Origin of the sequence: Paenibacillus sp. FSL H8-0548, assembly GCF_038630985.1 — a bacterium.
GTDB lineage: Bacteria > Bacillota > Bacilli > Paenibacillales > Paenibacillaceae > Pristimantibacillus.
Map to the genome: position 1 here is coordinate 4,030,452 of NZ_CP152049.1, position 25,649 is coordinate 4,056,100.

Annotated in this window: 19 protein-coding genes; 8 read left to right on the plus strand and 11 right to left on the minus strand. The window is 44.4% G+C overall.

Annotation, left to right across the window (positions count from 1 at the left end):
• Nucleotides 1-139 precede the first annotated feature (139 nt).
• From MHI37_RS17210 to MHI37_RS17220, 3 genes are all read left to right on the plus strand, one after another.
• Nucleotides 140-472: a hypothetical protein gene (locus tag MHI37_RS17210; RefSeq protein WP_076336907.1), complete on the plus strand. Its 333-nt coding sequence runs from the start codon at nt 140-142 to the stop codon at nt 470-472.
• A gap of 127 nt (nt 473-599) precedes the next feature.
• A complete protein-coding gene (locus MHI37_RS17215; RefSeq protein WP_076336908.1) occupies nt 600-3,683 on the plus strand; it encodes an ATP-binding protein in 3,084 nt (1,027 codons plus the stop codon).
• 52 nt (nt 3,684-3,735) lie between these two features.
• A complete protein-coding gene (locus MHI37_RS17220; RefSeq protein ID WP_076336909.1) occupies nt 3,736-4,509 on the plus strand; it encodes a hypothetical protein in 774 nt (257 codons plus the stop codon).
• A 109-nt stretch (nt 4,510-4,618) separates the two neighbouring features.
• Here MHI37_RS17220 and araA read toward each other — a convergent pair whose 3' ends face one another.
• Together araA and MHI37_RS17230 are read right to left on the minus strand one after the other, a co-directional pair.
• Nucleotides 4,619-6,109, minus strand: coding sequence for an L-arabinose isomerase (araA, locus tag MHI37_RS17225; protein ID WP_076336910.1), 1,491 nt, complete (start codon nt 6,107-6,109; stop codon nt 4,619-4,621).
• A 265-nt stretch (nt 6,110-6,374) separates the two neighbouring features.
• The gene (locus MHI37_RS17230; RefSeq protein ID WP_076336911.1) at nt 6,375-6,560 is read right to left on the minus strand and encodes a hypothetical protein; all 186 of its coding nucleotides are present in this window, start codon (nt 6,558-6,560) and stop codon (nt 6,375-6,377) included.
• 137 nt (nt 6,561-6,697) lie between these two features.
• Here MHI37_RS17230 and MHI37_RS17235 point away from each other — a divergent pair, with 137 nt between their 5' ends.
• The 3 genes from MHI37_RS17235 to MHI37_RS17245 are packed head-to-tail and all read left to right on the plus strand — an operon-like array spanning nt 6,698 to nt 9,554.
• Complete coding sequence (locus tag MHI37_RS17235; RefSeq protein ID WP_076336912.1) at nt 6,698-7,564, plus strand: class I SAM-dependent methyltransferase; 867 nt, start codon at nt 6,698-6,700, stop codon at nt 7,562-7,564.
• Nucleotides 7,564-8,277 (plus strand): RluA family pseudouridine synthase, encoded by a 714-nt coding sequence (locus MHI37_RS17240; RefSeq protein WP_076336913.1) that lies wholly within the window; start codon nt 7,564-7,566, stop codon nt 8,275-8,277. Before MHI37_RS17235 ends, MHI37_RS17240 begins: the two co-directional genes overlap by 1 nt.
• A 17-nt stretch (nt 8,278-8,294) precedes the next feature.
• On the plus strand, nt 8,295-9,554 hold the full coding sequence (locus tag MHI37_RS17245; protein ID WP_076336914.1) for a CapA family protein: 1,260 nt from the start codon (nt 8,295-8,297) through the stop codon (nt 9,552-9,554).
• Between the two features lie 21 nt (nt 9,555-9,575).
• On the opposite strand, the gene MHI37_RS17250 is transcribed toward MHI37_RS17245, so the two are convergent.
• Nucleotides 9,576-9,980 (minus strand): MarR family transcriptional regulator, encoded by a 405-nt coding sequence (locus MHI37_RS17250; RefSeq protein ID WP_076336915.1) that lies wholly within the window; start codon nt 9,978-9,980, stop codon nt 9,576-9,578.
• A 204-nt stretch (nt 9,981-10,184) separates the two neighbouring features.
• On the opposite strand from MHI37_RS17250, the gene MHI37_RS17255 reads away from it, so the two are divergent.
• Entirely contained in the window at nt 10,185-10,352 is a 168-nt protein-coding gene (locus MHI37_RS17255; RefSeq protein WP_179090211.1) for a hypothetical protein, read from the plus strand.
• Here the strand turns inward: MHI37_RS17255 and gyrA are convergent.
• The 8 genes from gyrA to MHI37_RS17295 form a co-directional block, all read right to left on the minus strand.
• The gene (gyrA, locus tag MHI37_RS17260; protein WP_076336916.1) at nt 10,333-12,795 is read right to left on the minus strand and encodes a DNA gyrase subunit A; all 2,463 of its coding nucleotides are present in this window, start codon (nt 12,793-12,795) and stop codon (nt 10,333-10,335) included. The genes MHI37_RS17255 and gyrA overlap by 20 nt on opposite strands.
• A gap of 12 nt (nt 12,796-12,807) precedes the next feature.
• Nucleotides 12,808-14,778, minus strand: coding sequence for a DNA topoisomerase IV subunit B (gene parE / locus MHI37_RS17265; protein ID WP_076336917.1), 1,971 nt, complete (start codon nt 14,776-14,778; stop codon nt 12,808-12,810).
• Nucleotides 14,779-15,933: 1,155 nt separating this feature from the next.
• Nucleotides 15,934-17,226, minus strand: coding sequence for a group II intron reverse transcriptase/maturase (gene ltrA / locus MHI37_RS17270; protein WP_076336919.1), 1,293 nt, complete (start codon nt 17,224-17,226; stop codon nt 15,934-15,936).
• Nucleotides 17,227-17,835: 609 nt separating this feature from the next.
• A complete protein-coding gene (locus MHI37_RS17275) occupies nt 17,836-18,876 on the minus strand; it encodes an ABC transporter substrate-binding protein (RefSeq protein WP_076336920.1) in 1,041 nt (346 codons plus the stop codon).
• Between the two features lie 88 nt (nt 18,877-18,964).
• Nucleotides 18,965-19,930, minus strand: coding sequence for a galactofuranose ABC transporter, permease protein YjfF (yjfF, locus tag MHI37_RS17280; protein WP_076336921.1), 966 nt, complete (start codon nt 19,928-19,930; stop codon nt 18,965-18,967).
• Nucleotides 19,923-20,951: an ABC transporter permease gene (locus MHI37_RS17285; protein WP_076336922.1), complete on the minus strand. Its 1,029-nt coding sequence runs from the start codon at nt 20,949-20,951 to the stop codon at nt 19,923-19,925. Before MHI37_RS17285 ends, yjfF begins: the two co-directional genes overlap by 8 nt.
• Nucleotides 20,948-22,486 carry a sugar ABC transporter ATP-binding protein gene (locus MHI37_RS17290; RefSeq protein ID WP_076336923.1) on the minus strand — a complete coding sequence of 513 codons (1,539 nt, stop codon included), beginning with the start codon at nt 22,484-22,486 and terminating at the stop codon, nt 20,948-20,950. The genes MHI37_RS17285 and MHI37_RS17290 overlap by 4 nt, the downstream gene beginning before the upstream one ends.
• An 81-nt stretch (nt 22,487-22,567) precedes the next feature.
• Nucleotides 22,568-23,566 (minus strand): ABC transporter substrate-binding protein, encoded by a 999-nt coding sequence (locus tag MHI37_RS17295; protein WP_076336924.1) that lies wholly within the window; start codon nt 23,564-23,566, stop codon nt 22,568-22,570.
• Between the two features lie 305 nt (nt 23,567-23,871).
• On the opposite strand from MHI37_RS17295, the gene MHI37_RS17300 reads away from it, so the two are divergent.
• Nucleotides 23,872-25,644 (plus strand): sensor histidine kinase, encoded by a 1,773-nt coding sequence (locus MHI37_RS17300; protein ID WP_256710521.1) that lies wholly within the window; start codon nt 23,872-23,874, stop codon nt 25,642-25,644.
• The last annotated feature ends 5 nt before the right edge of the window (nt 25,645-25,649 follow it).

The following is a 25,649-nucleotide window of genomic DNA, read 5'->3' on the forward strand; positions in this document are numbered from 1 at the left end:
AACCCCCTCCTAAAGAACCACTCCTAAATATCCAAACATTTCTATTTCATTCATTTACAAAAGGACTAATCTATTATAAAATTCTTTATAACGAACATTTTAGTTCGTCAATAATGTACGGTTGGGAGGTGTCGATGTCATGTCCAGAGTGAAAAAAGTATGTTTACTCGTCTTGCTTATCACTGTATGTGCTTTTCCAGCCTCTGCATTTGCAGCAAGTAGCAATAATCATTCGAGTAAAGAAAGCAGCTTTTTTTCCAGCTTCTTTTCTATTTTCAGCGGATCCAAAAGTGATCAATCTCAATCAAAACAACCGAAGCCTATAGATACATATAAGGTTGTTAATTATTGGGAGTCGAAAAACTGGTTTAGTTGGTTTGATAAAAAAGATAACTGGTACGATGACAAACATTGGGGAGATGATAAATCGATAGATTCTTATAAAATCTGGGAGTTTTACTATTGCTATTAGTCTATTCTTGTAAGTTGTAAGTGAATAATCTCTTATATTTGTTGTGAACCGTTGGCACTGGCCAGCGGTTTTTTAATATTTATGAAAAATCAAAAGGTTTAACGTATTATTTGTCGAAATAAAAAACATGAAAACTTCTAAGCGAAATATTATTCTAATTACATTATTATTTCTCACTATCCTTACTGGATTTCGATTAATTTGGAATTCTATACACACGATTTCTAGCCATACAAAAGCCTCACAAGGCGTCCTTGATCTACGCTCTTACGGATCTCTAGCAAACGCTACTTTTTTACTTCATGGTGAATGGGAGTTTTATCCTAACCAATTCGTCATGCCTGACTCTGCTAACTTGTCAGATCATGTAAATAATAAGAAGTATATACAAGTACCTGGAAATTGGTCAGATCAGTTCGACGAAGACTCTTCCGACTATCAATTTGGAACTTATCGTTTACGAATTATGACTAGCCAGAATATCGACCGTTCATATGGCCTATGGTTCACAGAAGTAGCTAGCGCTTCCAGTGTATTTGCCAATGGTAAGCTACTAGCAACATCGGGAACTCCCGCTGAGGATTATGAAAGCTTCATACCTCGGAAGATTCCTTACTCCGTATCCTTTTTACCTGAATCGAATGAGTTTGAAATTATAATCCAAGTTTCTAATTCTAGTACATATAGTATGGGAGGCATCACCAGCTCGATTAAATTTGGCGATAAAGCGGCTATTGAGAAGAAACGCTTATTCGCATTAGCTTTGCAACTGATGGTCTGTGTTATTTTTCTGCTGAATGGCTTCTATGCTGGCATCATCTATTTCATTGACCGAACGCAGAAGGTCATGATTTATTTTTTTCTACTCGTTGTCAGCGCAGGCATAGGCATTTTAATGGATGATGATAAAATATTACTTACCTGGCTGCCTTTAGATTATGATTTGTCTATTCGATTAGTAATCTTATTATATACAGCAAACGCAGCATTTTTAATGCAGGTTGTCAGAGAGCTATTTCCAGAATATAAACGAATCACGCCTTTAAAATGGTTTTTGTGGCTATGTATTTTATACTCGCTATTTAACATCATAGCTCCTATACAGAGTGTACTTTCAGTAAAGTTTCTTCTTGGTCTATTGATGGCCGTATCTTCAATAACGGTACTCTTCCTTATTATGAAGCTCGTTTTTACGAAGAGCGGTCATATGATTTATTTATTGCTTTCCGCTGCAGGTATCGCCTCAAGCATCTTTTGGGGACAAATTAAATCGTATGGGAATTTCGATGTCGGCTATTATCCATTTGACATGATCGTTGCTATGCTCGGCTTTGCTGCCTATTGGTTTAAACTTTATTTCCAAAACGCCAATCAAATGATCAAGCTAGCGCAAAAGCTGCAAAAAGCAGACAAAACGAAGGATGAATTTCTAGCAACTACATCTCATGAATTACGCACTCCGCTTCATGGCATTATTTCAATTGCACAAACAGTTCTCGAGAGCACCGATCAAACGGTAAAAGCAAATCATAAAAAAGATTTAATGCTTCTTATAACCATTGGTAGACGAATGTCCTATCTCATAAATGATTTACTTGATTTGACTCAACTTCGTGAAAATCGAATTCGACTGCATGCTAGAAACGTGAATATTAATTCGATTGCTAATGGTGTGTTAGAAATGCTTCAAGCTCTGACTGATGGAAAACCAATCCGCTTCTTACTCCAAGTGCCGGATACATTCCCTGAGGTACTGGCTGACGAGAAACGATTAATGCAAATATTGTTCAATATCTTATATAACGCTGTTAAGTTTACCGACAAAGGAACGATTACGTTACACGCGGAGCTAATTGACGGCATGGCACATATTCATATATCAGATCCAGGCATTGGAATGGATGAAGAAACGTTAAGTCGTATATTCATGGCTTATGAGCAAGGTGATCCTACCGCTTCAATATCAGCCGGAGGTATTGGGCTTGGACTCAATATTTCACAAAAGCTGGTTCATCTACACGGTGGTGAGCTGTACGCTCACTCTTCACCGGGAAAAGGATCTACATTCTCCTTTAGCCTGCCGCTATTTCATCCAGCATCAGAGGAACATTCTGCTGTGGAGCATCCGATATTCCATGAGCTATTCGTAGTCCCTGCTATACGTGGCATGGAAGAGGATATTGTGATAGAGTCTTCGACCTTGCCATCAGCGAGAAGACCTAAAATATTAGCAGTTGATGATGATCCGATAAATTTAAAAATATTAACTAAAATATTATCGAATGACTATTTTGAATTAGAGCTTGTAAACAGCGGCAGTGAAGCGCTTGCCAAATTGACCGATCAGCAATGGGACTTAATTATTGCGGATGTGATGATGCCAAACATGTCAGGCTATCAATTGACGCAATTGGTTAGAAAACGCTTCTCGATTTCAGAGCTGCCTATCCTGCTCTTAACTGCGCGCAGCAATGCTGATGATATTTATTATGGCTTCCAATCTGGAGCTAACGATTATGTCACAAAGCCAATAGATGCGACTGAGCTTCGTGTCCGGGTACGCTCTTTAACCGATCTCAAAAAATCGGTTACTGAACGATTAAGCATGGAGGCAGCCTATCTACAAGCACAGATTCAGCCGCACTTTCTATTTAATACATTGAACTCCATTAGCGCGCTGAGTGATATCGATACGATCAAAATGCAAAAGCTGATCCATGCATTCTCCAACTATTTGAGGATAAGCTACGATTTCCTAAATGCCACACCACTTGTAAACATCAACCATGAGCTCGATCTTGTCAAAGCTTACTTGTATATTGAGCAAGAGCGTTTTGAAGATCGTTTAACGATCATTTGGGAGATAGAAAGTGATCTTAATTTCAAGCTGCCTCCGCTTTCCGTTCAGCCGCTTGTAGAAAATGCGGTTAAGCATGGTATTTTGAGCCGATATAAAGGCGGTACATTATGGATTAGGGTGATTACGCACTCTAATTTTACAGAAGTAACGATAAAGGACAATGGAATTGGCATGAGTGAAGAGAAGCTATCAGCACTTCTGGATGGACCTTTTCTAGAGCAAAGAGGAATTGGCTTACTAAATACGGATAGGCGCTTGAAGAAGCAATATGGCAATGGGCTTACCATTTTAAGCATTCTTAATGAAGGAACAAGCATTTCCTTCTCCATTCCGAACGAAATGCCGACTTGAACGTTAAAAAATGATAATATAAATACGTACAAACTTGAAAGGCGGAGATTACATGGTACATAACTTCATCATTGCGCCCCAAACCTATATTTCCTTCGAAAACGAAGCAGAGCAAATAGAAAAATGCAAGGAATGGAGCTTGCTGTCAGAGAAAGCAGCTAAATCGAAAGCGTTCTTCTACAAGCGCAATGGAATATCTCTTCCTTGCAGCATCGTCGGATATGTCGATAAGCTGACTGCGGTCATTTCATTCGAAAACGATCAAAAGCACTGCATTCACCCCTCTTATCTTAAGGAGATGCAAGCTGCCAATTATGGTCAAAGGGCTGCGGCCGCTATTGAAGAAGCTATAATTTTAGAGAGTGAAGCAGCTCCTGAGCTTGAGAATAATGCAGCTGCCGAGTTTTTAGCCACCGACGAGCCGGCGGAGCAATCATTGCCTGCTGCGGCTGAAGAACCAGTTATTGAGCCTAAAGTCGAAGCAGCATCAAAAGCAAAAACGAAAAAAGAGAAGAAGCCAAAGCTTGAGCTTCCAGAGGCAAAGGTGAAACTGGTCGCCACGGTTAAGGAATTTACAACCGTTCCGAACAATTTTTCCGATACCGAGGATGAAGTCGTTATCTATGAAGCCGTTGCTATTTCCGATCCTGATTTAACGATTGGCGACGCCTGGTCCAGCCATAGCGCTACGCTCAAAAAATTCGAGCTCGAAATTGGAGACATCCTGAATTTTGAAGGAAAAGTGGTCGCGAAGAAGCTCTCTAAGCACCCTATTCCGTACAAGATTAACAATCCAGCTAAAATTCAAAAAGAAAAATTGGAATAACAATGAAATAAGAGCTGCACAAAAAAGAAAAAGAGGCTGTTGCTTTTAACCCTTGCGGGAATTAAAGCAACAGCCTCTGCTATTTACGAGCGATCAACTGAATGAATGATTAGCGAATACGGTAGCTGAGTTCATTCCAGCGAAGCTCATTGCGAACGCTGCGTACTGACGAGTTTTTATCAATAACGACGGTTTCGATACCGACCAGATCAGCCCAATCTACCAGTTGCTCCGTTGTTACTACATAGGAGAATACGGTATGATGCGCCCCGCCAGCATAGATCCAGCTCTCTGCTGCATCACGAAGGGATGGCTGCGGCTTCCACAATACACGCGCAACTGGAAGCTTTGGCATTTCGTGCATTGGTTTAACTGCGTCTACTTTGTTGATAATCAAACGGAAGCGATTACCGAGATCTACAAGTGAAGCATTAAGCGCTGCACCCGCGCGTCCGTCAAATACGATACGAGCTGGATCAGCTTTACCGCCGATTCCTAGTGGATGAACCTCAATTTTCGGACGGTTATCTGCAATCGTAGGACAAACCTCAAGCATATGAGAGCCGAGTACAAGCTCATTGCCTTCTTCAAGATGGTAGGTGTAATCCTCCATGAAGGAAGTGCCTTTGTTGTTTGCAATCAGCTTCATCAGACGAGTAAGAGCAGAAGTTTTCCAGTCCCCTTCGCCGCCGAAGCCATAGCCTTGCTCCATCAGACGCTGTACCGCTAGACCTGGAAGCTGCTTCATACCGTGCAGATCTTCAAAGGAAGTCGTGAACGCGGAGAAGCCGCCCTCTTGCAGGAATGCTTTGAGTCCAAGCTCGATGCGAGCTTGCTCGCCAATGGCTGCCCAAGATGCCGAGTTGCCGCGAGTCTCGGATGAAATAACGTATTGCTCGTTGTATTCCTCAAGAAGCTGCTTCACCTCTGATTCGGATACTTCATTCATTCGAGCAACTAGATCGCCGATGCCGTAGCCGTTTATCGACCAGCCCAATTTAATTTGCGCTTCAACCTTGTCGCCTTCTGTAACGGAAACTTGACGCATATTGTCACCGAAGCGGGCTACTTTCAAATGGCGGCCTTCGTTAACTGCAATTGCAGTCCCCATCCAGCTGCCGATACGCGAACGCGTCTCGCCATCTTCCCAGTGTCCAGTAACTACTTTGCGTTCAATGTTCAGACGGGAGAAAATATGTCCATACTCACGATCGCCATGCGCCGATTGATTCGTATTCATGAAATCCATATCAATCGTTTCCCAAGGAATATCGCGGTTAAATTGTGTATGAAGGTGCAGAAGCGGCTTACGAAGCTCCGACAAGCCATGAATCCACATTTTAGCTGGAGAGAAGGTGTGCATCCAAGTAATAATGCCCGCACAGTTCTCGTCTGCCTTAGCTTCAATACAAAGCTTATAAATTTCTTCAGGAGTTGTTACTACAGGTTTAAATACGATCTCAGAAGCAATAATAGAATCATCGTTCAACGCAGCAGTAATAATACGTGAATGCTGTGCTACTTCCTCTAGCGTCTCAGGTCCGTACAAGTGCTGGCTTCCGGTAACAAACCAAAATTGATAAGGTTTTACTTGCAACATTTTAATGGTTCCTCCTCAAGTTTTGCGAATGCAAAACAGCTTCGTAAGCATTCACTTAAGTTTTGCGAATGCAAAACAGCTTCGTAAGCATTCACTCAAGTTTTGCGAATGCAAAACAGCTTCGTAAATTTAACTTGTACGGACATTAGGGAGCATTCATTACGTCCATACCCCCAACTTGTACATACAAGCAACTCTACGTTTATCATACTCTGAACAGGAGAGGTTTTCAATAACATTCCTCTATAAAAATGAAAATTCCTCGTTAAATTTGTTCCAACCGATAGGTATAGCCGCAGAAGGAGCAGCGGAATAAAACACTTTTATCGCCAATGGTAAACGTCAGCCTCTCATCATCTTCAATTTCAATAAACTCTCTTCCCTGCTCGTCCCGATCTCCAGTTGCAAACATAGACGTCTTGTTCCCGCACTCACACTCAAAGCTCATCATAATTATGTACTCCTCTTTTTTTGAATTACCAGCCGATAATTGTTATGCTTTCATTGCTTCATTGTGTTAGCTTCGATATAATTAGCGATGACATTATTATATTACAAAAACAACGTCAAGGAAGGGTTACGAATAACATGTACATAGCAGATAAATGGGTCGATTACGAGGTTATAGATACAGGAGACGGAGACAAGCTGGAGCGCTGGGGCAATTATACGCTGCGCCGTCCTGATCCGCAAATTATTTGGCCGATTACTAATGAAACAGGACTTTGGAAACATGCAGATGGACACTATCATCGCAGCAACGCCGGCGGCGGTCAATGGTCAATGAAAGAATCACTCCCTGAGCGCTGGACCATCTCCTACGGAGAGCTGAACTTTCATATCAAACCAACCAACTTTAAGCATACTGGGTTATTTCCTGAGCAAGCGGTCAATTGGAGCTGGATGATGGACAAAATCAGATCCGCAGGCCGTCCTATTCGTGTCTTGAATCTGTTTGCTTATTCCGGAGGAGCAACAGTCGCTGCAGCAGCTGCAGGAGCCGAGGTGTGTCACGTAGACGCTGCCAAAGGCATGGTTCAATGGGCGAAGGATAATGCAAAGCTATCTGGGCTGGAATCCGCGCCAATCCGTTATATAACCGATGATGTCTTTAAGTTCGTTCAACGCGAGCAGCGCCGCGGCAAGCAATATGACGCGATCATTATGGACCCACCCTCTTACGGCCGAGGTCCAAACGGCGAAACCTGGAAGCTTGAAGAAAACCTGTTTCCGTTTCTTCAATCCTGCACCAGTATTTTGTCAGACAATCCGTTATTTCTATTAATTAATTCCTATACAACTGGACTCTCCCCTTCTGTGCTGCACAATTTACTGCATATGACGATGAATGACAAGTTCGGCGGCGAAATTAATTGCGGTGAAATTGGATTGCCCATTACGAAATCCGGTCTGAATTTGCCCTGCGGCATTCTGGGACGCTGGGAGTCTAAGTAATGCCGATCACCGTATTATTTGAAGATAATCATCTGCTGGCTGTCGTCAAGCCTCCTGGCGTTCTCTCGCAAGAGGATGATACTGGCGACGCTGATATGCTAACACTGCTTAAACAGGATTTAAAGGAAAGACATAATAAGCCGGGAAATGTATTTCTCGGCCTTGTTCATCGTCTGGATCGAATGGTTGGCGGAGCTATGGTTTTTGCAAAAACCTCGAAAGCAGCCTCAAGATTATCTGCATCTGTTCGAAATAGGGAATTTGGCAAAACCTATATATGTATTGTGCAAGGAACTCCAGCGAAGCCTGAGGCTCGTTTGACGCACTATATCCTGAAGGATAACAAGCATAATCAGGTTACTGTTTATAACAAGCCTACTGCGGATGCAAAAGAAGCTGTTATGGATTATGAGGTAGCAGCTGCAAGCGGACGTTACTCACTGATAGCTGTGAGGCTGCATACAGGAAGACCACATCAAATTCGTGCACAGATGTCTCATATCGGCTGTCCTCTCGTCGGGGACCTTAAATACGGCGCGAAGCCAACTGGCGGCATTAATGAAATTGCTTTGTGGTCTACCTCTGTATCCGCCCCTCATCCTGTCACTAAGGAATGGATGAGCTTTCGTTCTATTCCATTTGGCTCGGATGCGTGGACCTGGTGGTCCTCCGAGCAGCTTGAAACAGCCTCGAGCTTGCTGAGCAATAGGTAAACAGGAAGGACGAAATCATGATACGCGGCAAGAGTCATCGTAAGTTTCAAGCGATATTATTAATTCTCAGCTTCATCGGTTTATTATTTATTTTCTTTATGCCCTCCCTCTTTGAGAGGGCTTCCGCTCCAGCAGCTTTGAATAATCCAGTCTCAACCCAGCCAACTCCAAATGAACAGGCTATCGTTGCACCTTCCCCATCCCCTATCATCGTAGAGCCCACACCACCGCCTGAGCCTGTTTATGCTGAAGCTGTCTGGATGGCAGTAGGCGATGTAATGATGCATAAGCCACAGCTTCCTGGAGCGTATAACAAGGCGACAAAGAGCTATAACTTCGATTCTTTTTTCACAGAGGTTAAGCCAATCTTAGAGCAAGGGGACTGGGTCATAGCGAATTTGGAGACACCCATTGCAGGGAATGAGGTTGGCTTCCCAGGTTATCCTCGCTTTAACGCTCCTACGGAGCTTGCAGATGCGCTTAAGAACGCAGGGTTTAACCTTATTACGAACGCGAACAATCATTCTCTCGATCAAGGCGAATCCGGAATTTTACACACGCTGGAGAAGCTAAAGGAGCTTGAACTTCCTACGAAGGGAACCGCAGCATCGCAGGTAGAAGCAGACAGCAACGTAATATCCGAGAAGAATGGTATCCGCATGGGGCTGCTGGCATACACATACGGTACAAATGGCATTCCGATCCCTGAAGGTAAGTCATATCTCATATCATTAATCGACGAGAAACAAATAATCGAAGATATTTCTAAGCTGAGAGAAGCAGGAGCTGATCTCATTACAGTCTCCTTGCACTTTGGAACCGAGTATCAAACCGTTCCGAACGATGAACAAAAACGACTAGCCCGTGTACTCATTGCTTCAGGAGCCGATATTATTGCGGGCTCACACCCCCATGTTGTTCAGCCCTATGAGGTGCTTGAAACAACGGATGAATTAGGAAATACAAGAAATGGACTTATTATCTATTCTATGGGTAACTTTATTTCTAATCAGCGGGGCGACACGAAGGATTACGGAGTTATTTTTAAAGTGAATGTTCGCAAAAATATGACTGACGGCACCATTGAACTAACCGAAATCGAATCAATTCCAACCTGGGTGCATCGGTATAAGCCCGATACTGCTTATCGATACCGGATATTGCCGGTTGAGGAAACGCTTGCTGCTTCCAGTGACACGTTATTATCAAAAGCCGACTACCGTGAACTTCAAGAAAATTATAACCTGCTGCGCAATCGGCTTGATTCTATGAAATAAGCGAATGAATTAGTGCATTGCTTACAAGTTAGCTACTTTGCCTAATAAATAAACAAGCAGCTGCTGATTATGGGAAGAAATGCGGTCCAACGATTGCCCGATCATTTCGGTCCGAATTGTTGAACCGCGATTTGCTTCCGCTTTCCCCTTCTCCGATACGGATACCCATACGATTCTCCGATCATTATTATCCCGCGAACGTTCAATCAATTCATTCCGTTCCATACGATCCAGCAGCGTAGTAATCGCAGCAGGCGTAGTCGCTAAATACTGAATTAAATCTGACGGCTTCATCGGCTGATGCGCTATTAAAAGCTCAAGTACATTAAGCTGTCCTTCTGTTAAAGGAGCAAGTGACTGTTCCAAGTTGTTTTTCCATTCTCGCGATAGCTTCGTCCATAATTGAGTAAATTCTCCAGACACCATTAATCCACACCTGCCCTTTGTCATTTTCCAACTATTTACTCATTATTATAACAGTCTTTGTTGTCGTTTTAAAGATTAACCCAATTAATAATTTGCGCTATTAAACGATACAATCATGAACATTATGACAGCGTTTGACATACAATGTGGCAAAAGCCTATGGCTATGTCTACTTTTGCTTAAGATCAAGGAGCGTGAACCAGAGTGGAAGAACGGAAAGCTGTCATTATACAGAAAATAAAAAAATATGGCATCATAAAAGACCCACAATGGCTAGACCGCCCGGATGAGCTGGTACCATTGTGGGTCATGCTTGAAGCAATATTAGAAGTCATTGAACGGTTTGATCCGCCTAATCGTCCTTATGATTAGCTTCCAATATGGAGCGTGCGAGCGTATACGATATAACATCATTTTTCTCTAGCGGGAATAGAAGCTTGCCAATCGCTTTACGCTCTTCAATTGGTGCTTTCTCTGAGATGGCACTCAGCTTCGCTCCAGATGATGTAATTGCGACGATATTCATCGCTTCCTTGCAATAATAGGCTGTGACCAATGCCGCGCCGTTTGGACGCACCCGCTTGCCTTCTTTAAACTCAAACGTTTGGACGCCCTTGCCGCCTCTTCCTTGAATTGGATAGTCGAGCAGCAGCGTACGCTTGGCAAAACCGATATCAGTGATGACGAGTACTTCGCCCTCATCCTCAGCAACCCATTCTGCCGCGATAAGCTCGTCTCCATCCTTTAGCTGGATGCCCCGAACACCTGAAGCTACTCTGCCCATCGAATTCACTTCAGTTTCAGCGAATCGAATACTCATACCGAGCTTAGTGATGAGCATAATTTGCTTCGAGCTGTCACTCAGTACAACCCGAATAATTTCATCGCCGTCTGATACTTTGCAGGCCGCTACAGCCGTTGATCGCGTTGTCGCATATTCCTTAAGCTCTGTTCGTTTCACCTGGCCGCGCTTCGTCACAAAGACTAGAGAGGCGGTAGAAGCTAAAATATCTTTAATTGGAATGACACTTACAATCGCATCATCCTTCGGTATAGCTACTACGTTTACGATAGCGGTTCCGGTATCCTTCCACTTAAATTCTGGAATTTGATGGACAGGCAATAAATAATATTGACCTTTGCGCGTAAACAAAAGCAAGTTATCTATCGTATTTACAGACAGAAGATCCGTTACAAAATCGCCGTCCTTCACACCTGCATTTTGAAGCTCTCCACCAGATCTTGTGAACGACAGCATGCTTGTACGCTTCACGTACCCATCTCTACTCAGGGTAACGAGAACATCCTCAGGCGTAACAAGCACCTCAAGATTGACTTTCAGCTCCTCAACCTCACCGCGAAGATCAGAACGGCGATCTATGCCATATTTCGTCTGAATCTCAAGCAGTTCGTCCTTTATGACACCTAATAGTTTTTTTTCACTTGCTAAAATCGATTTGAAGTAAGCGATTTTCTTCATCGCTTCCTTAAGCTCTTTCTCAAGCGTATTAATTTCTAGATTCGTTAAGCGATAAAGCTGTAACGTAAGTATCGCGTCGGCCTGGCGCGCAGTAAAGCCAAATTTGGCTACCAAATTGTCTTGTGCGTCCGCACGATTTTTGGACGCTTTAATCGCTGCAATTACTTCATCGAGTATATTAAGCGCCTTTACGAGCCCTTCTACAACATGAGCACGGTCCTCAGCCTTTTCCAAATCATATTTGGTACGGAAGGTTACAACTTCCTTCTGATGCTCAATATAAGCCGATAGAATTTGCTTCAATCCAAGCTGCATAGGCGTTTTGTTTACAATCGCGACCATATTAAAGCTGTAAGCGACCTGTAAATCCGTTTTCTTGAATAAATAAGCTAATATGCCTTGCGCATCAGCATCCTTCTTAAATTCAACAACGATACGCAAACCATTGCGTCCGCTTTCGTCGCGAACTTCAGCGATACCCTCAACCTTTTTCTCAAGACGGATATTTTCCATTGCTGTAACGAGCCTGGATTTCACAACCTGATAAGGAATTTCCGTAATAACAAGCTGCGTCTTGCCTCCGCGCATATCCTCAATTGCCGTTTTAGCACGTATATAAATACGTCCCTTACCTGTTGCGTAAGCATCTTTTATGCCTTCTTCGCCCATAATAATGCCGCCTGTTGGAAAATCCGGTCCTTTGACATACGTCATAAGCTCTTCGAGCGTGAGGTCTGGGCTTCCCATAAGGGCGATACAAGCGTTGATGACCTCGCGCAGATTATGGGGCGGTATTTCCGTGGCAAAGCCGGCAGAGATGCCGCTGGTCCCGTTTACGAGCAGATTAGGGTACCGCGACGGCAGCACAACCGGCTCCTTCGTCGTATTGTCGAAATTATCCTTGAACTGCACCGTTCTTTTTTCTATATCACGAAGCAGCTCCATCGCGATAGGCGACAAGCGTGCTTCTGTATATCGCATAGCTGCTGCAGGGTCATCATCCTGAGAGCCCCAATTGCCATGACCGTCAACGAGCGGATGCCCCATCTTCCAAGGCTGCGCCATACGAACCATACCCTCATAAATTGACGAATCTCCATGCGGGTGATAGTTACCCATGACGTCACCGACGGTTTTCGCCGATTTCCGATACTGCTTGTCCGGCGTATTGCCTGAATCGTACATCGCATATAGAATACGACGCTGCACCGGCTTCAAACCATCGCGAACGTCAGGAATAGCTCGGTCCTGAATTATATACTTTGAATAGCGTCCGAAGCGGTCTCCCACTATCTCTTCCAAAAACGCCGGTAAAAACTGTTCCAGCATACTCATGCAGAAATCCCCCTATTCCTCATATTCCATAAAATCGACATTTTCAACGATCCAGCGCTTACGTGGATCAACCTTGTCACCCATCAACGTCGATACTCTGCGCTCCGCCTTCGCGGCATCCTCAATTTGCACCTTCAGCAGTGTCCGTTTCTCAGGGTCCATCGTCGTTTCCCACAGCTGATCAGGGTTCATCTCACCCAATCCTTTATAACGCTGCAGCTCATAATTCTTCCCATATTCCTTCAAATAGTTTTGAAGCTGCTCATCTGTCCACGCATACCGTATCGTTTCCAGCTTTCCTGACTTTTTGGTAATTTTGTACAATGGCGGCTGAGCGATATATACACGTCCCAAATCGATTAATGGCTTCATATAACGATAGAAAAAAGTAAGAAGCAGTACTTGGATATGAGCACCGTCGGTATCCGCATCCGTCATAATAATAATTTTATTATAGTTGCATTCCTCGGCTGCAAATTCTGAGCCTACGCCTGCGCCAATAGCGGAAATAATCGCTTTATACTCATCATTTTTCAAAATATCGATCAGCTTTGCCTTCTCAGGGTTCATTGGCTTTCCCTTAAGCGGCAGCAGCGCTTGATATTTCGAGTCACGTCCCTGCTTTGCAGAGCCGCCAGCGGAATCTCCTTCCACAATAAAAAGCTCAGTACGCGTGTAATCCTTAGACTGCGCTGGAGTCAGCTTGCCATTAAGGTTGGAGCTTTCGCTTCGTTTCTTGCCGCTGCGAATTTCCTCCCGCGCTTTGCGCGCTGCTTCACGAGCTTTGGAGGCTTGCAACGATTTCTTAAGCAGCATTTGTGCGATTTGAGGATTTTCTTCAAGAAAAACCTGCATTTTTTCTGTAACAATTGCATCTACCGCACTGCGTGCCGATGAGCTGCCAAGCTGGTCCTTCGTTTGACCTACAAATTCCACCTCGGACATTTTGATGTTAATAACGACCATCATACCCTCGCGCAAATCATTGCCTTCAAGGTTTTTGTCCTTTTCCTTCAACATGACAGCTTTGCGGGCGTAATCATTCATTACTCGCGTATAAGCCGTTTTAAAACCGGTTTCATGCGTACCGCCGCCGCGTGTAGGAATCGAGTTCACGAAGGATGCAATAGTCTCTGTATAACCATCGTTATACTGCAAGGCAACCTCAACCTCTATTTCATCACGTTCGCTGGCAAAATGAATCACATCATGCAGTACGGTTTTGTCCTCGTTCAAAAACTGAACAAACTGACGCGCCCCGCCCTCATAATGAAATGAATCCTGCTTCCCGCTGCGGTCATCTCGAATGGTAACCTTTAGTCCTGAGTTCAAAAAAGCGATCTCTTGAAGCCGCTCAGCAAGTGTGTCGTAGCTTAAATTCGTACCGTTTTGAAAAACACGGCTATCCGGCTTAAAGGTTACCTTCGTGCCTGTCCGGTTCGTAGTTCCGATGATTTCAAGACCGCGTACAGGTTCCCCTACATGCTCACGGCCAGCCTCATCTACCCAATATTCGAAGCGCTGTCTATGGATTTTGCCATCGCGGTAAATATCAACCTCCAGCCACTCTGACAAGGCGTTCGTAACCGAGGCGCCTACACCGTGCAAGCCTCCGGATTTTTTATATCCCCCGCCGCCAAACTTGCCTCCAGCATGCAGGATCGTAAAAACTACCTGCGGCGTTGGAATACCGGTCTTGTGCATTCCCGTTGGAATCCCCCGTCCATTATCATGAACAGTAACCGAGCCGTTCTTATGCAGCGTTATATCAATGGCTGAGCAAAATTTAGCTAAATGCTCGTCTACCGAGTTATCAACGATCTCCCAAACGAGATGATGCAGCCCAGAGCTGCTCGTACTGCCAATGTACATACCTGGTCTTTTGCGTACTGCGGTTAAGCCCTCAAGTACCTGTATATCATCGGCCTCATAATTACGATCTGCGGCCGCTGTATTTTCAAAAAGATCTGTTTGCTCTGACATGATTGCCCCCCAATCCGTAGTCACGTTTCCGTATCTTCAAGCTATTTTAATTCAAAGTGTGCTATTTCGTAAAGACTAATAAGAAGACAAACCGTATATGAATCCCTCAAACTGTCAGCATGATAAGGGAAATAAAACGAAAATTCGTCTAACACAGCAGGTCATAAAGGAAAGCCTTTCATTTCCAAACTACCCGTTGCTGCTGAATATTAATCATGAAGGATAATCATATACCTAATGCCACCCTTGTTCCAACTTTTTTTAAATAAAGATTTATTTGCTCAGAAACAACACACGGCTCACCTTATTGATTGATGTTAGCATGGTTTGCAGATAAATTGAAATTATGTATAGCTTCCCTAGAAATATTGCCACAAAATTAACTTCGTTATAAGATAAACATAATGAATGACAACGATTGAGAGGATATTATGACGGAGAATAAGCGTATTGATTGCACAAAATGCAAATATTATTATATAACATGGGATTCTCGTTCACCAAAAGGCTGCAAAGCCTTTGGGTTTAAATCGAGCACAATGCCTAGTATGACGGTACTCGCTAGCTCGGGAAAGCCCTGTCTGCATTTTGATTCCAAAATTAAAACACAAGCGTAAACGGCTATCGCCGTCCTTTAAAGGCAAAGCTCGTTTCGCAGTGATAGATAATCCTATTTATAATTGAAAAGTTATAAATTATTTTATATATAAGTTGAACTAGAAAAATGTAGTTTAAGCGACGCGAGAAGAACGTTCTGGAGAAATGAATTTAGATGGAATTCCTCCTGCTAAAATAACGTTGTTCGCTTCGGAGTATAAACTAGATGGAATTTGTCCCGTTAATTTTACTTTTTCTTATGAATTTCGGCTAATTCCTTGGAATTAGATGGAGAAATTCCATTTAAACGCAAAAAAAAAGCCGAAATCCCTTAAATAGATGGAGAAATTCCATCTATTTAAGTTGAGCTTAAAAAATGATGTGATAGCACCCCTTCAGAATCTTCTACTCGCGCAGCGCCCAAAACGCAAATCTCAAGTTCAACTTACTAGAGTAAAAGGCTGAAAGATTTTTTTTCTTCAGCCTCTCCTCATCAAACCGTACGTGAGGTTTTCCCTCATACGGCTTTCCGATGTTCGTCTTTCATACGCATGCGGATTACAGTAACGTTTTAAGTCCACATTGCTTTGCCATGTGTTTTACCTCTTGCATGGAGCTCATCCATCTTCTACGTTGTCTTTTCTTGGCATACCATCGAGTCAAGCGTTGCACAATGTACCAGTCTAACTTCGCTAACTTCAATTGGCTGTAGTTAGTAGCATAGTAGTTTCTCCATCCTTGGATCTTTGGATTGAGCCACTTCACATGTTCCTCAATAGAGCTTGAACGCATGCTTGGCGGTGCTAATCGTTCTTTCACCACTTCTCGTATACGTTCTTCCGCTTTCTTCGTTAGCCATTGTTGCGTCGTATAGTACACTTTTCCATGCGACGTTTCCGCTTTCGTCTTTCGGTGATGCATACCTAGAAAGTCGAATCCTTCTTCCCCCGTCCATAATCCTACAATTCGAGTTTTCGTCGGATGTAGGGTCAGTTCAAGGCGTTCCATTATGGCCGTTATGAGTTTGTAGGCGTGATCTGCGTCTTTCTTCGTTTTACATACCACAACAAAGTCATCTGCGTACCTCGTTAACTCGCCTACTGTTTCTCCATGTTTCTCCCACATCTGGTCGAAGTAATTCAGATAGATGTTAGCAAGTAGAGGGGAAATAACACCGCCTTGCGGTGTACCTAGATCGGAGCGTCTTACCTTTCCATCTTCCATGACTCCCGCCTGTAACCACTTCCTGATTAACTTGAGAACTCGTCTGTCGTTGATGCGCATGAGCACTAATTTCATCAGCTTCTCTTGATTAATGTTATCGAAGTAGCCTTGGATATCGACGTCGACTATCCAATTCCCTTTACGGTTGCAGGCTTTACGGATTCGCTCTAACGCTCCCTTGGCTCCCCTTTTCGGACGAAATCCAAAAGATACTTCCTTGAAATCCGCTTCAAATACAGGCTCAATGACTAGTTTTGTCGCCATTTGGATGACTCGGTCGCGAACCGCAGGAATACCAAGCGGTCTTAGCTTACCGTCTTTCTTTGGGATATAGTGTCTGCGAACAGGCTGTGGTTGGTAGTTTCCGTCTTTCAGCAGTTGCTGACACTCTTTAAGAAACGAGATGACTCCCTCTTTCTCGATGTCTGCAATCGTTAAGGCATCTACTCCCGCCGAGCCTTTATTGGCACGTACACGATTCCATGCTTCGCACAGGATGTCCCACCGATAGACCTTGTCATATAAGGCGTGGAATTTGCGTTTCTTGTTTTCCTTGGCAGCATGACCTAGCTTTTCTTGGAGTTGTTGAACTTTTTCCTTTGGTGTCGTTAGCCGTATGGCATTCACTCACTCGTACCTCCTCCAAAAGCTTGAACAAAGCAGGGCTCCTTCCCTCCCGCAGGTTATGTTGTCCTACGGTTCTTCGGTACTATGAGCCCCTCGGACTCCCTTCCTGCAGATGTCTCACTTCACCTTTCGGGCTTATAGAGCATCTCGCTACGAAAAAAAAAATCGTGCAGGGGAGGGTCTCCCCAGTTCACTGCATTATCTTTCAATCCATGTCGCTCCCTTTACACCGGAGGATTCTTCACTGTTGCTCCAAGTTCTTCACAGTTTCCATGGCCTTCGTCCATATACACGAGACTCGGCTTCCTCTTACCCCTCTTGCGAGGCCTTTTTGACGATGCGGCAGGATTCACTTCATGTTACAACCTGGATTGTTGCTCGCCCTGTCTCAGACAGGTACTTTCGTCGATGCGCTTTTACGCACAGATTTCGCCATACGCAAGCATCCTAGCTACAAGAGTGGCTTGGTCCCTCTCTTGGTTGGACTTTCACCAACTAGATAATGCGTGCCTCTGGGCACGCTATATTAAAAAAGAGACTTTCCCAGGTCTTGCTAAGACCGTTTGGGAAAGCCCCTTCACTTCTCGAATTCCGCATTGACTTGCAGGATCAGTACTTTCGATTGGCGACCTCTTTCTCTGCCATTTGCTGTGTGAACACGCTCTCGGAAGGGAAAATATGCTTGGGCAGCGTTCTTCCAGCAATAATTTCCTGTACGGCTTGCATAAGGTTAGGCCCAAGCAATGGATTACATTCTACTACACAATTAATTTTACCTTCAGCAAGCTTCTCGAAAGCTTTGCGGGTGCCATCGACAGAAATAATAACGATATCAATGCCCGGCTTTAAGCCATACTCCTCAATCGCTTCAATTGCACCGAGCGCCATGTCATCGTTATGAGAAAAGAGAACTTTAATGTCGCTCCCCTGATTACGAAGAAATGCGCGCATCGTTTCCTTGCCCTGTTCATAAGTGAAATTAGCCGATTCGCTTCTAAGCACTCGAATTTGGGTGTGCTCTTTAATGGAATCCGCAAACCCTTGCCCTCTCTGGATCGAAGGTGATGAGCCCTCCGTACCGCGAAGCTCAACGATCCCGATCTCTCCTTCAGTCTTACTCATTTTATCAAGCAAATATTTGCCCGCTTTACGGCCCTCCTCGTAAAAATTGGACCCAATATGTGTAACAAACAAGGATGAGTCAGTTACATCAACGGAGCGATCTGAAATAATGACCGGTATTCCCGCATGCTTAGCCGCCTTCAAAATATCCTCCCAACCCGAATGAACCACCGGTGCCAAGGCGATGACATCGACCTGCTTATCAATAAAGGATTGAATCGCTTCAATCTGTTTCGCTTGTGATTGCTCCGCATTCTCAAAGAGCAGCTCAATGCCTGCCTCCTCGGCCGCTTCAATAATCGAAGCTGTATTTGCTTTGCGCCAGTCGCTCTCCGACCCAACCTGTGAGAAGCCGAGTACAATAGGACGGGCGGGAGGATAGGCTTCAGAGGTCTGTTCTGCTTCTTCGGATACAGGTGAATGAATAATAACCTCAGGCACCTCTTCAGCCGTACAGCCTTGAAGCAGCAATACCATGAGGATCAGTGCTATTGCTGCAGCTGTCAGCTTTGATCGCTTCTGTCGCATGAGCTTTCCCAACCTTTCAAAAAAATGATAAAAAAGAGCCCAACTGATTGTATTTTATCCGATTTTTGGAAGATTGTCATGCGATTCCTCAAGCTTTATGAGTCGTCCTTCGTGTGCTGAACAGCTTTTGGAGAACAATAAATAAAAATAGCAGCAAGCCAATTACGATCTTAGTCCACCATGAGCTTAATGTGCCTTCAAAGCTGATGATCGTTTGAATAACGCCTTGAATCAATACCCCAAAAAATGTACCTGCTACATAACCTACACCGCCTGTGAGCAGCGTCCCCCCAATGACGACCGCTGCGATTGCATCAAGCTCAAGCCCAACCGCATGCAGTCCATAGCCGGACAGCATATAGAACGTGAACACGACTCCAGCCATCGCTGAGCATAATCCGCTAAAGGCATAAACAAGTATTTTGGTCCGCGCTACAGGCAGCCCCATAAGCAGTGCAGATTGCTCGCTGCCGCCTAAGGCGTACGTATTGCGGCCGAAACGCGTGTAATGGGCCAAATAACTTGCACCGACGACAACAAACAGCGCGATAATGACACTTATGGAAATAAAATACCCGCCTGGAAAATAGATCTTCGTCTGCGCGGCACTCGTATAAAAAGCATTATCAATAGTAATCGTGTTAATACTAATCACATAACAAAGCCCTCTCGCCAGAAACATTCCCGCCAGCGTAACAATAAAGGGCTGAATTTTGAAATAATGAATAATGGCCCCCATCATCCAGCCAAAGCAAGAGCCGATAAGCAGCACAAGTGGAATAACTACGAAAGGAGGCCAGCCGAGATGCTGAACTAGTGTAGCAGAGATCATCGTTGTTAGAGCAATCATAGAGCCTACGGAGAGATCTATGCCGCCAGAGACGATGACAAAGGTCATCCCTACGGCAACAATGATCAGAAAAGCATTGTCGATGAGCAAGTTTAGCAGCACTTGCGGTGAGAAAAAACCGGTGTACCGGAACGAGCCTGCTGCAAACATAACTATCAGCAAACAGATCGTTACAAATACAGGCAGATGCTGTCGTTTAAGCATGTCGCTTCACCTCCCGCTCCAGCGGATAACGTCTCGTTCGCCATCGATGAACGATCGCTTTCCGGAACGCTTCCGACTGAACAAGACAAACGATCAAAACGACAAAGGCTTTAACGACAAGCGTAATTTCCGGCCGTACACCGATAACGTAAATAGTGGTTGTGAGGGTCTGTATAATCAGTGCGCCGATCACGGTTCCCATTAGATAAAAACGACCGCCATTTAACGAAGTCCCCCCGATAACAACAGCTAATATGGCATCCAGCTCATACCATAGGCCGGCATTGTTCCCGTCTGCGCTGGACACATTCGAGCTAAGGATAAGACCTGCAATGCCTGCACACAATCCGCAAAACATATAAACGGCGAGCATCACGATTTTCGAGCGAATTCCAGTTAAGCGACTAGCCTCCGGATTGCAGCCCACCGATTCTATAAACAAGCCTAGCGCTGTTTTGCGTGTTATAAATAACGCGATGAGCAGCATCGCCGCTACAATAAAAATCGAAAACGGCAATAAGGCAAGCGAGCCTGCTCCAATATATTTATAGGATGAACTTGAGACCGTTATAATTTGACCGCCAGTAATGAGCTGCGCAATTCCGCGCCCTGCAACCATTAATATCAGCGTCGCAATAATCGGTTGTATTCCAAATCCCGACACTAACAGCCCATTCCACAATCCGAACGCAACCGATATGATGAGTGATATAAATACAACGAACAATACGAGTTGAAGTGCGCTTTGATCAGCGCTTCTGCTAATGGTTAAGCATGCAATCGCTCCCGAAATCGCAACGATCGAGCCAACCGATAAATCAATGCCTTTTGTTGCAATGACAAGCGTCATGCCTATGGATACCAAAATAAGCGGAGCTCCGAAATTCAAAATGTCGATTAAGCTCCCGTAAAGCTGTCCGTTGCGCATTTGAATCGAGAAAAAATCTGGTGAATAAATTAAATTAAACAAAAGCAATGCCGCCAGCATGACAAGCGGATAAAACAAATGATGCTTGGTCATTTCTCTGTCCCTCCCGCAATGGCCTGCATGACCAGCTTTTGATTCATATCTGAATCCCACATTTCCTTTACCTTTCGGCGATCTCGCAATACAGCGATTCTGTCGCTCACACGCAGCACCTCCTCCAGCTCCGAAGAAATGAACAGAACCGACATACCTTTAGCGGACAATGCTCTTACAAGCTTTTGAATATCTGTCTTTGCCCCAATATCAATTCCCCTTGTCGGCTCATCGAGAATAAGAAGCTTCGGATCAGTCAGCAGCCATCTTGCCAAAATAACCTTTTGCTGGTTGCCGCCGCTCAAATTTTTCACAAGATGGTTCGGGTTAGGCGGATTGATATTCAGTGACTTAATGAATTCGTCTGCAAACTCGTCCTGTTTCTTCCTTGAAATGGTTTTCAGCCAGCCGCGTGAGGCCTGCAGCGCTAAAATAATATTTTCACGTACCGTAAGCTCTTCAATAATCCCCTCTGTCTTCCGGTTTTCCGAGCAAAAAGCGACACCTTGATCGATCGCCTGTCTAGGGGATGAAATGACACTCGCAGCATGCCCTGCCATCCTCAGCTCGCCGTGGTCAGAGCGATCCGCACCAAAAAACAACCTCGCAAGCTCTGTACGGCCTGAGCCTAATAGACCTGCCAGACCTACAACCTCACCTTTCTTAATGTTCAAGTTAAACGGCTTAATGGCACCGCTTCGGCCAAGGTCCTTTGCCTCAACGGTTACCTCTGCTGCATCATCCGCTAAACCTGTATCTGATTTGGGCAAATGCTCCAGCTGCTCAAGCTCCTTTCCGATCATCTTGGTCACAAGCTCAATTCGCGAGAGCTCGCTTGCTCTATATTCACCGACAAATTCTCCTCCGCGGAGAATGGTTATCCGATCCGAAATTTCATACACTTGATCAAGGAAATGGGTCACGAACAATATGGCAAGCCCTTCATCCTTTAATTTATTCATCACTTGAAATAACTGCTCAACCTCATTACGGTCAAGACTTGAGGTCGGCTCATCCAAGATAAGCACTTTTGCAGAAATATTGAGGGCTCGTGCGATGGCAACCAGCTGTTGAACCGCAACAGAGTAATCTTGCAGCGGCTTCCTCACATCGATTTGCAGCTGGAGCCGCTCAAGCAGCAGCTTCTCGGAGCTGCTGTAAAGCTCTTTCCACAAAATTCGTCCGAAGCGGCGCGGTTCTCGCCCGATCCAAATATTTTCAGCGACTGATAAATTGGGACAAAGATTTACTTCTTGATATACCGTGCTGATTCCGTTATCTTGTGCTTCCTGAGGACCATGGATGATGAGCTGCTGCTTCTCCAGCTCAACTTCTCCCTGATCAATCGCATAAACACCGGTTAAAAGCTTAATTAACGTTGATTTCCCCGCACCATTCTCGCCCATAAGGGCATGTACTTCACCTGGAAATAATCGAAATTGAACATTAGTTAATGCTTTCACACCAGGAAATTGCTTATGAATGCCTGTCATACGAAGAATCGGCTCTTCAATCGGCTTTTGTTCCTGCTTCATCGCTCTCGCTCCCTTGTATGAAGAAAAGAAGCCACTCGCCCTATGATACGCAGCAACGATGTGGCTTCTATCTTTAGACGATTAGTATTTGCGGTTCGGAAGCTCGCGCTTCGCATCTTCAGAGGTAAATACCCCTTCCTCTGTTACAATTCTTTTCTCAATCTCTTTCCCATCAAGCACATCGCGTACCGCCTGCATCAGCTGCGGCCCTAGCAATGGATTACACTCTACGATAAAATTGATCTTGCCCTCGCTTGCAGCAACGAAGCCGTCCTTCACGCCATCTACGGAGATAATAATAATATCCTCGCCTGGTTTAAGGCCCGCTGCTTCAATAGCTTGGATAGCGCCTAGCGCCATATCATCATTGTGTGCATATAGCACATCGATATCTTTATTTGCTTTTAGAAAAGATTGCATAACCTCTTTACCCTTCGCACGAGTGAAATCGCCCGTTTGCGAAGCAATAACCTTTAGCTTAGCATCATCTTTAATAATCTCTTCAAAACCTGCTTTGCGATCGATAGCTGGAGCGGAGCCCGTAGTGCCCTGCAGCTCAACGATATTCACATCTCCAGACGCATCTTTATATTTTTCCAATAGCCATTTACCTGCACTGCGTCCTTCTTCCACGAAATCAGAGCCGATAAACGTTTCATAAAGCGAATCATCCTTCGAATCTACTGCACGATCCGTTAATATAACCGGAATTCCCGCTTCCTTCGCTTCCTTCAGCACCGTATCCCAGCCTGATTCAACAACGGGAGAAAATGCGATCACATCTACCTTTTGCTGGATATAGGAGCGTATCGACTTAATTTGATTTTCCTGTTTTTGCTGCGCATCGGAAAACTTCAATTCAAAGCCCGCTTCAGCCGCTGACTCCTTAACTGAGTTTGTGTTCGCTGTACGCCATCCGCTTTCTGCACCAACCTGGGCAAAGCCCAGCGTGATTTTTTTGTCCGCTGATGCAGGCTTGCTTCCTTTAGACCCCTCATTCGCATTGTTTCCACAAGCTGCCGCGACGAGCATCATCGTCGATAGCATAATCGCAGCACCTAATCTTACATGCTTTTTCATTTCCAAATTACCTCCCCTATCATTCACCAATGCCTGGTGTGATGTTATTATAGAACGCTTTCAAAACTGCTCGATACGGAATTCCACTGCTATTTGGTTCACTATTATTTTAATTTTGAAAGTTCAATTTCATTTGCTTTGTTTTTTTATTCAAAAGGTTTAATATCTCATCCAACATGACGTTGGCATAGCCTGCGCAGCGTTCATTTGTTATAGTAGTAAGTAAATGGAAATGCAAGCGTATTCACTACTTCCTTGAAAGGTATCGTGCGCCTATGATTTTGATACGTTGGATTCTAAAGAGCATGAGGGCGAAGCTATTGCTAATGTTCGTCATATTAACCTCTGTTCCGTTAATTGTGGTTGGAATCATCTCCTACCAAAAATCATTTCATGCTGTTTCTGGGCATAGCAAAGCTTCAACTATGCTGATTGCAGATCAGCTTGGGCGCGATTTGGATGTATTGTTCGAGGATACTGGAAAGCTGCTTGAGCTTGAGAAGGCCCCGCCTGTTCAACAATTTTTGTTCTCACAGGCTGATACCTACTCGGATGCGAAGGAAATCGTCAAAACGTTTGCTTTGTATCGGGAAACATATAAATATGAAAATATATTGAATATGACCATGATTAATCTATATGGCCGAGGCATCAGTGAACGCAAAGGTGTCTTCCAACTAACCGTCAATCCGCTGCGAAATCCACATTTGCAGCATCTGTTGAACAATCCTGATGATATTCTCAATATTCCACCCTCTCATGCAGAGCCGCTAGATCGACTCGATGGCTTCCAATATCCGCAGCAAAATGTCATTTCGATTATGGCTACAGTCAAGCAGCGAATTACACACGAGGTTATCGGTTTTATTATTATCGATTTAAACGATTCTACTGTTGAACAGTTTGTAAATACGGTGACCATAGGTAAAACTGGACTTTTCTATGTCGTTGATCATTCGGATACACCGATTTTTTCACCCGCTAATCTAGAACCGAAACTTTCATCAACCCAGACCGTTCAGTTAGGCTCACACTTAGCTGATAAAAGAAACAGCTATGTCGATTACACAAATGGAAAACCGCGATTTGTAGTATTTACAACGTCGCAAACGACTGGCTGGACAATCGTTGGCGTCGTACCGCTGCAGGAAATCGTTGAAGAAGCGACCGCTATTCGGCGGCTTATTATCATTAGCGTCCTCTTAAGCATCATTTTTACGATAACGCTTCATTTCTTCATTACAGCCGGCTTAACACGGCCCGTTCGATTGCTGCAAAGCAAGATGAGGCTTGCGGCTTCAGGTTATCTAGAGGTAAAGGTGAAACCGTCCGGACAAGACGAGATTGCTGATCTCGGAATGAGCTTCAACAGTATGCTGGAAAATATAAAAGGGTTGCTGGAGAATAGCATTAAGGAGCAGGAGCTCATTCAAAAGGCCAATCTGCGTGCGCTGCAAGCGCAAATTAATCCCCACTTCCTCTATAACACGCTGGATTCGATTATTTGGATGGCTGAGGCTGGAAAAAACGAACGGGTTATCCACCTTGTCCAAGCGCTCTCGCGGTTTTTCCGAATCAGCCTGAACAAGGGCAGAGATTGGATCACGCTCAAGGATGAATTAGAGCATGTACGCAGCTATTTAATCATTCAACAAATGCGATATCGCGATATTCTAGACTATGAGATCGAGGTTCCTGAGCATCTTCACAGCTACACGATATTAAAAATGTCCCTACAGCCCATCGTCGAGAATGCGCTGTATCATGGGATAAAAAATAAGCGCGGCAAAGGACTAATTCGCATCGTCGCGGAATCAGAGGATCAATTGTATTTAACTATTTCCATTGAGGATAATGGCATTGGCATGTCAGAAGCAAAGCTCAATTTGCTGCGGGAGCAGCTTGATGCGCAGCTAACACCAGAGCAAACGGGCTCCGAGGTTTCAGGCGGCTTCGGTCTACATAATGTACATCAACGCATTCGTCTTTACTACGGCAAGTCCTATGGCGTTGAAGTGAACAGCGTCGATCAGCAGGGTACGCATGTTATTATCCGCATACCAATGAAACGGGGTTAATCAGC

Excerpts from the sequence above, each read along its gene's own strand:
- MHI37_RS17210 (WP_076336907.1), top strand. The coding sequence starts at position 140 with ATGTCCAGAGTGAAAAAAGTATGTTTACTCGTCTTGCTTATCACTGTA.
- MHI37_RS17215 (WP_076336908.1), top strand. The coding sequence starts at position 600 with ATGAAAACTTCTAAGCGAAATATTATTCTAATTACATTATTATTTCTC.
- MHI37_RS17220 (WP_076336909.1), top strand. The coding sequence starts at position 3,736 with ATGGTACATAACTTCATCATTGCGCCCCAAACCTATATTTCCTTCGAA.
- araA (WP_076336910.1), bottom strand. The coding sequence starts at position 6,109 with ATGTTGCAAGTAAAACCTTATCAATTTTGGTTTGTTACCGGAAGCCAG.
- MHI37_RS17230 (WP_076336911.1), bottom strand. The coding sequence starts at position 6,560 with ATGATGAGCTTTGAGTGTGAGTGCGGGAACAAGACGTCTATGTTTGCA.
- MHI37_RS17235 (WP_076336912.1), top strand. The coding sequence starts at position 6,698 with ATGTACATAGCAGATAAATGGGTCGATTACGAGGTTATAGATACAGGA.
- MHI37_RS17240 (WP_076336913.1), top strand. The coding sequence starts at position 7,564 with ATGCCGATCACCGTATTATTTGAAGATAATCATCTGCTGGCTGTCGTC.
- MHI37_RS17245 (WP_076336914.1), top strand. The coding sequence starts at position 8,295 with ATGATACGCGGCAAGAGTCATCGTAAGTTTCAAGCGATATTATTAATT.
- MHI37_RS17250 (WP_076336915.1), bottom strand. The coding sequence starts at position 9,980 with ATGGTGTCTGGAGAATTTACTCAATTATGGACGAAGCTATCGCGAGAA.
- gyrA (WP_076336916.1), bottom strand. The coding sequence starts at position 12,795 with ATGAGTATGCTGGAACAGTTTTTACCGGCGTTTTTGGAAGAGATAGTG.
- parE (WP_076336917.1), bottom strand. The coding sequence starts at position 14,778 with ATGTCAGAGCAAACAGATCTTTTTGAAAATACAGCGGCCGCAGATCGT.
- MHI37_RS17275 (WP_076336920.1), bottom strand. The coding sequence starts at position 18,876 with ATGCGACAGAAGCGATCAAAGCTGACAGCTGCAGCAATAGCACTGATC.
- yjfF (WP_076336921.1), bottom strand. The coding sequence starts at position 19,930 with ATGCTTAAACGACAGCATCTGCCTGTATTTGTAACGATCTGTTTGCTG.
- MHI37_RS17285 (WP_076336922.1), bottom strand. The coding sequence starts at position 20,951 with ATGACCAAGCATCATTTGTTTTATCCGCTTGTCATGCTGGCGGCATTG.
- MHI37_RS17290 (WP_076336923.1), bottom strand. The coding sequence starts at position 22,486 with ATGAAGCAGGAACAAAAGCCGATTGAAGAGCCGATTCTTCGTATGACA.
- MHI37_RS17295 (WP_076336924.1), bottom strand. The coding sequence starts at position 23,566 with ATGAAAAAGCATGTAAGATTAGGTGCTGCGATTATGCTATCGACGATG.
- MHI37_RS17300 (WP_256710521.1), top strand. The coding sequence starts at position 23,872 with ATGAGGGCGAAGCTATTGCTAATGTTCGTCATATTAACCTCTGTTCCG.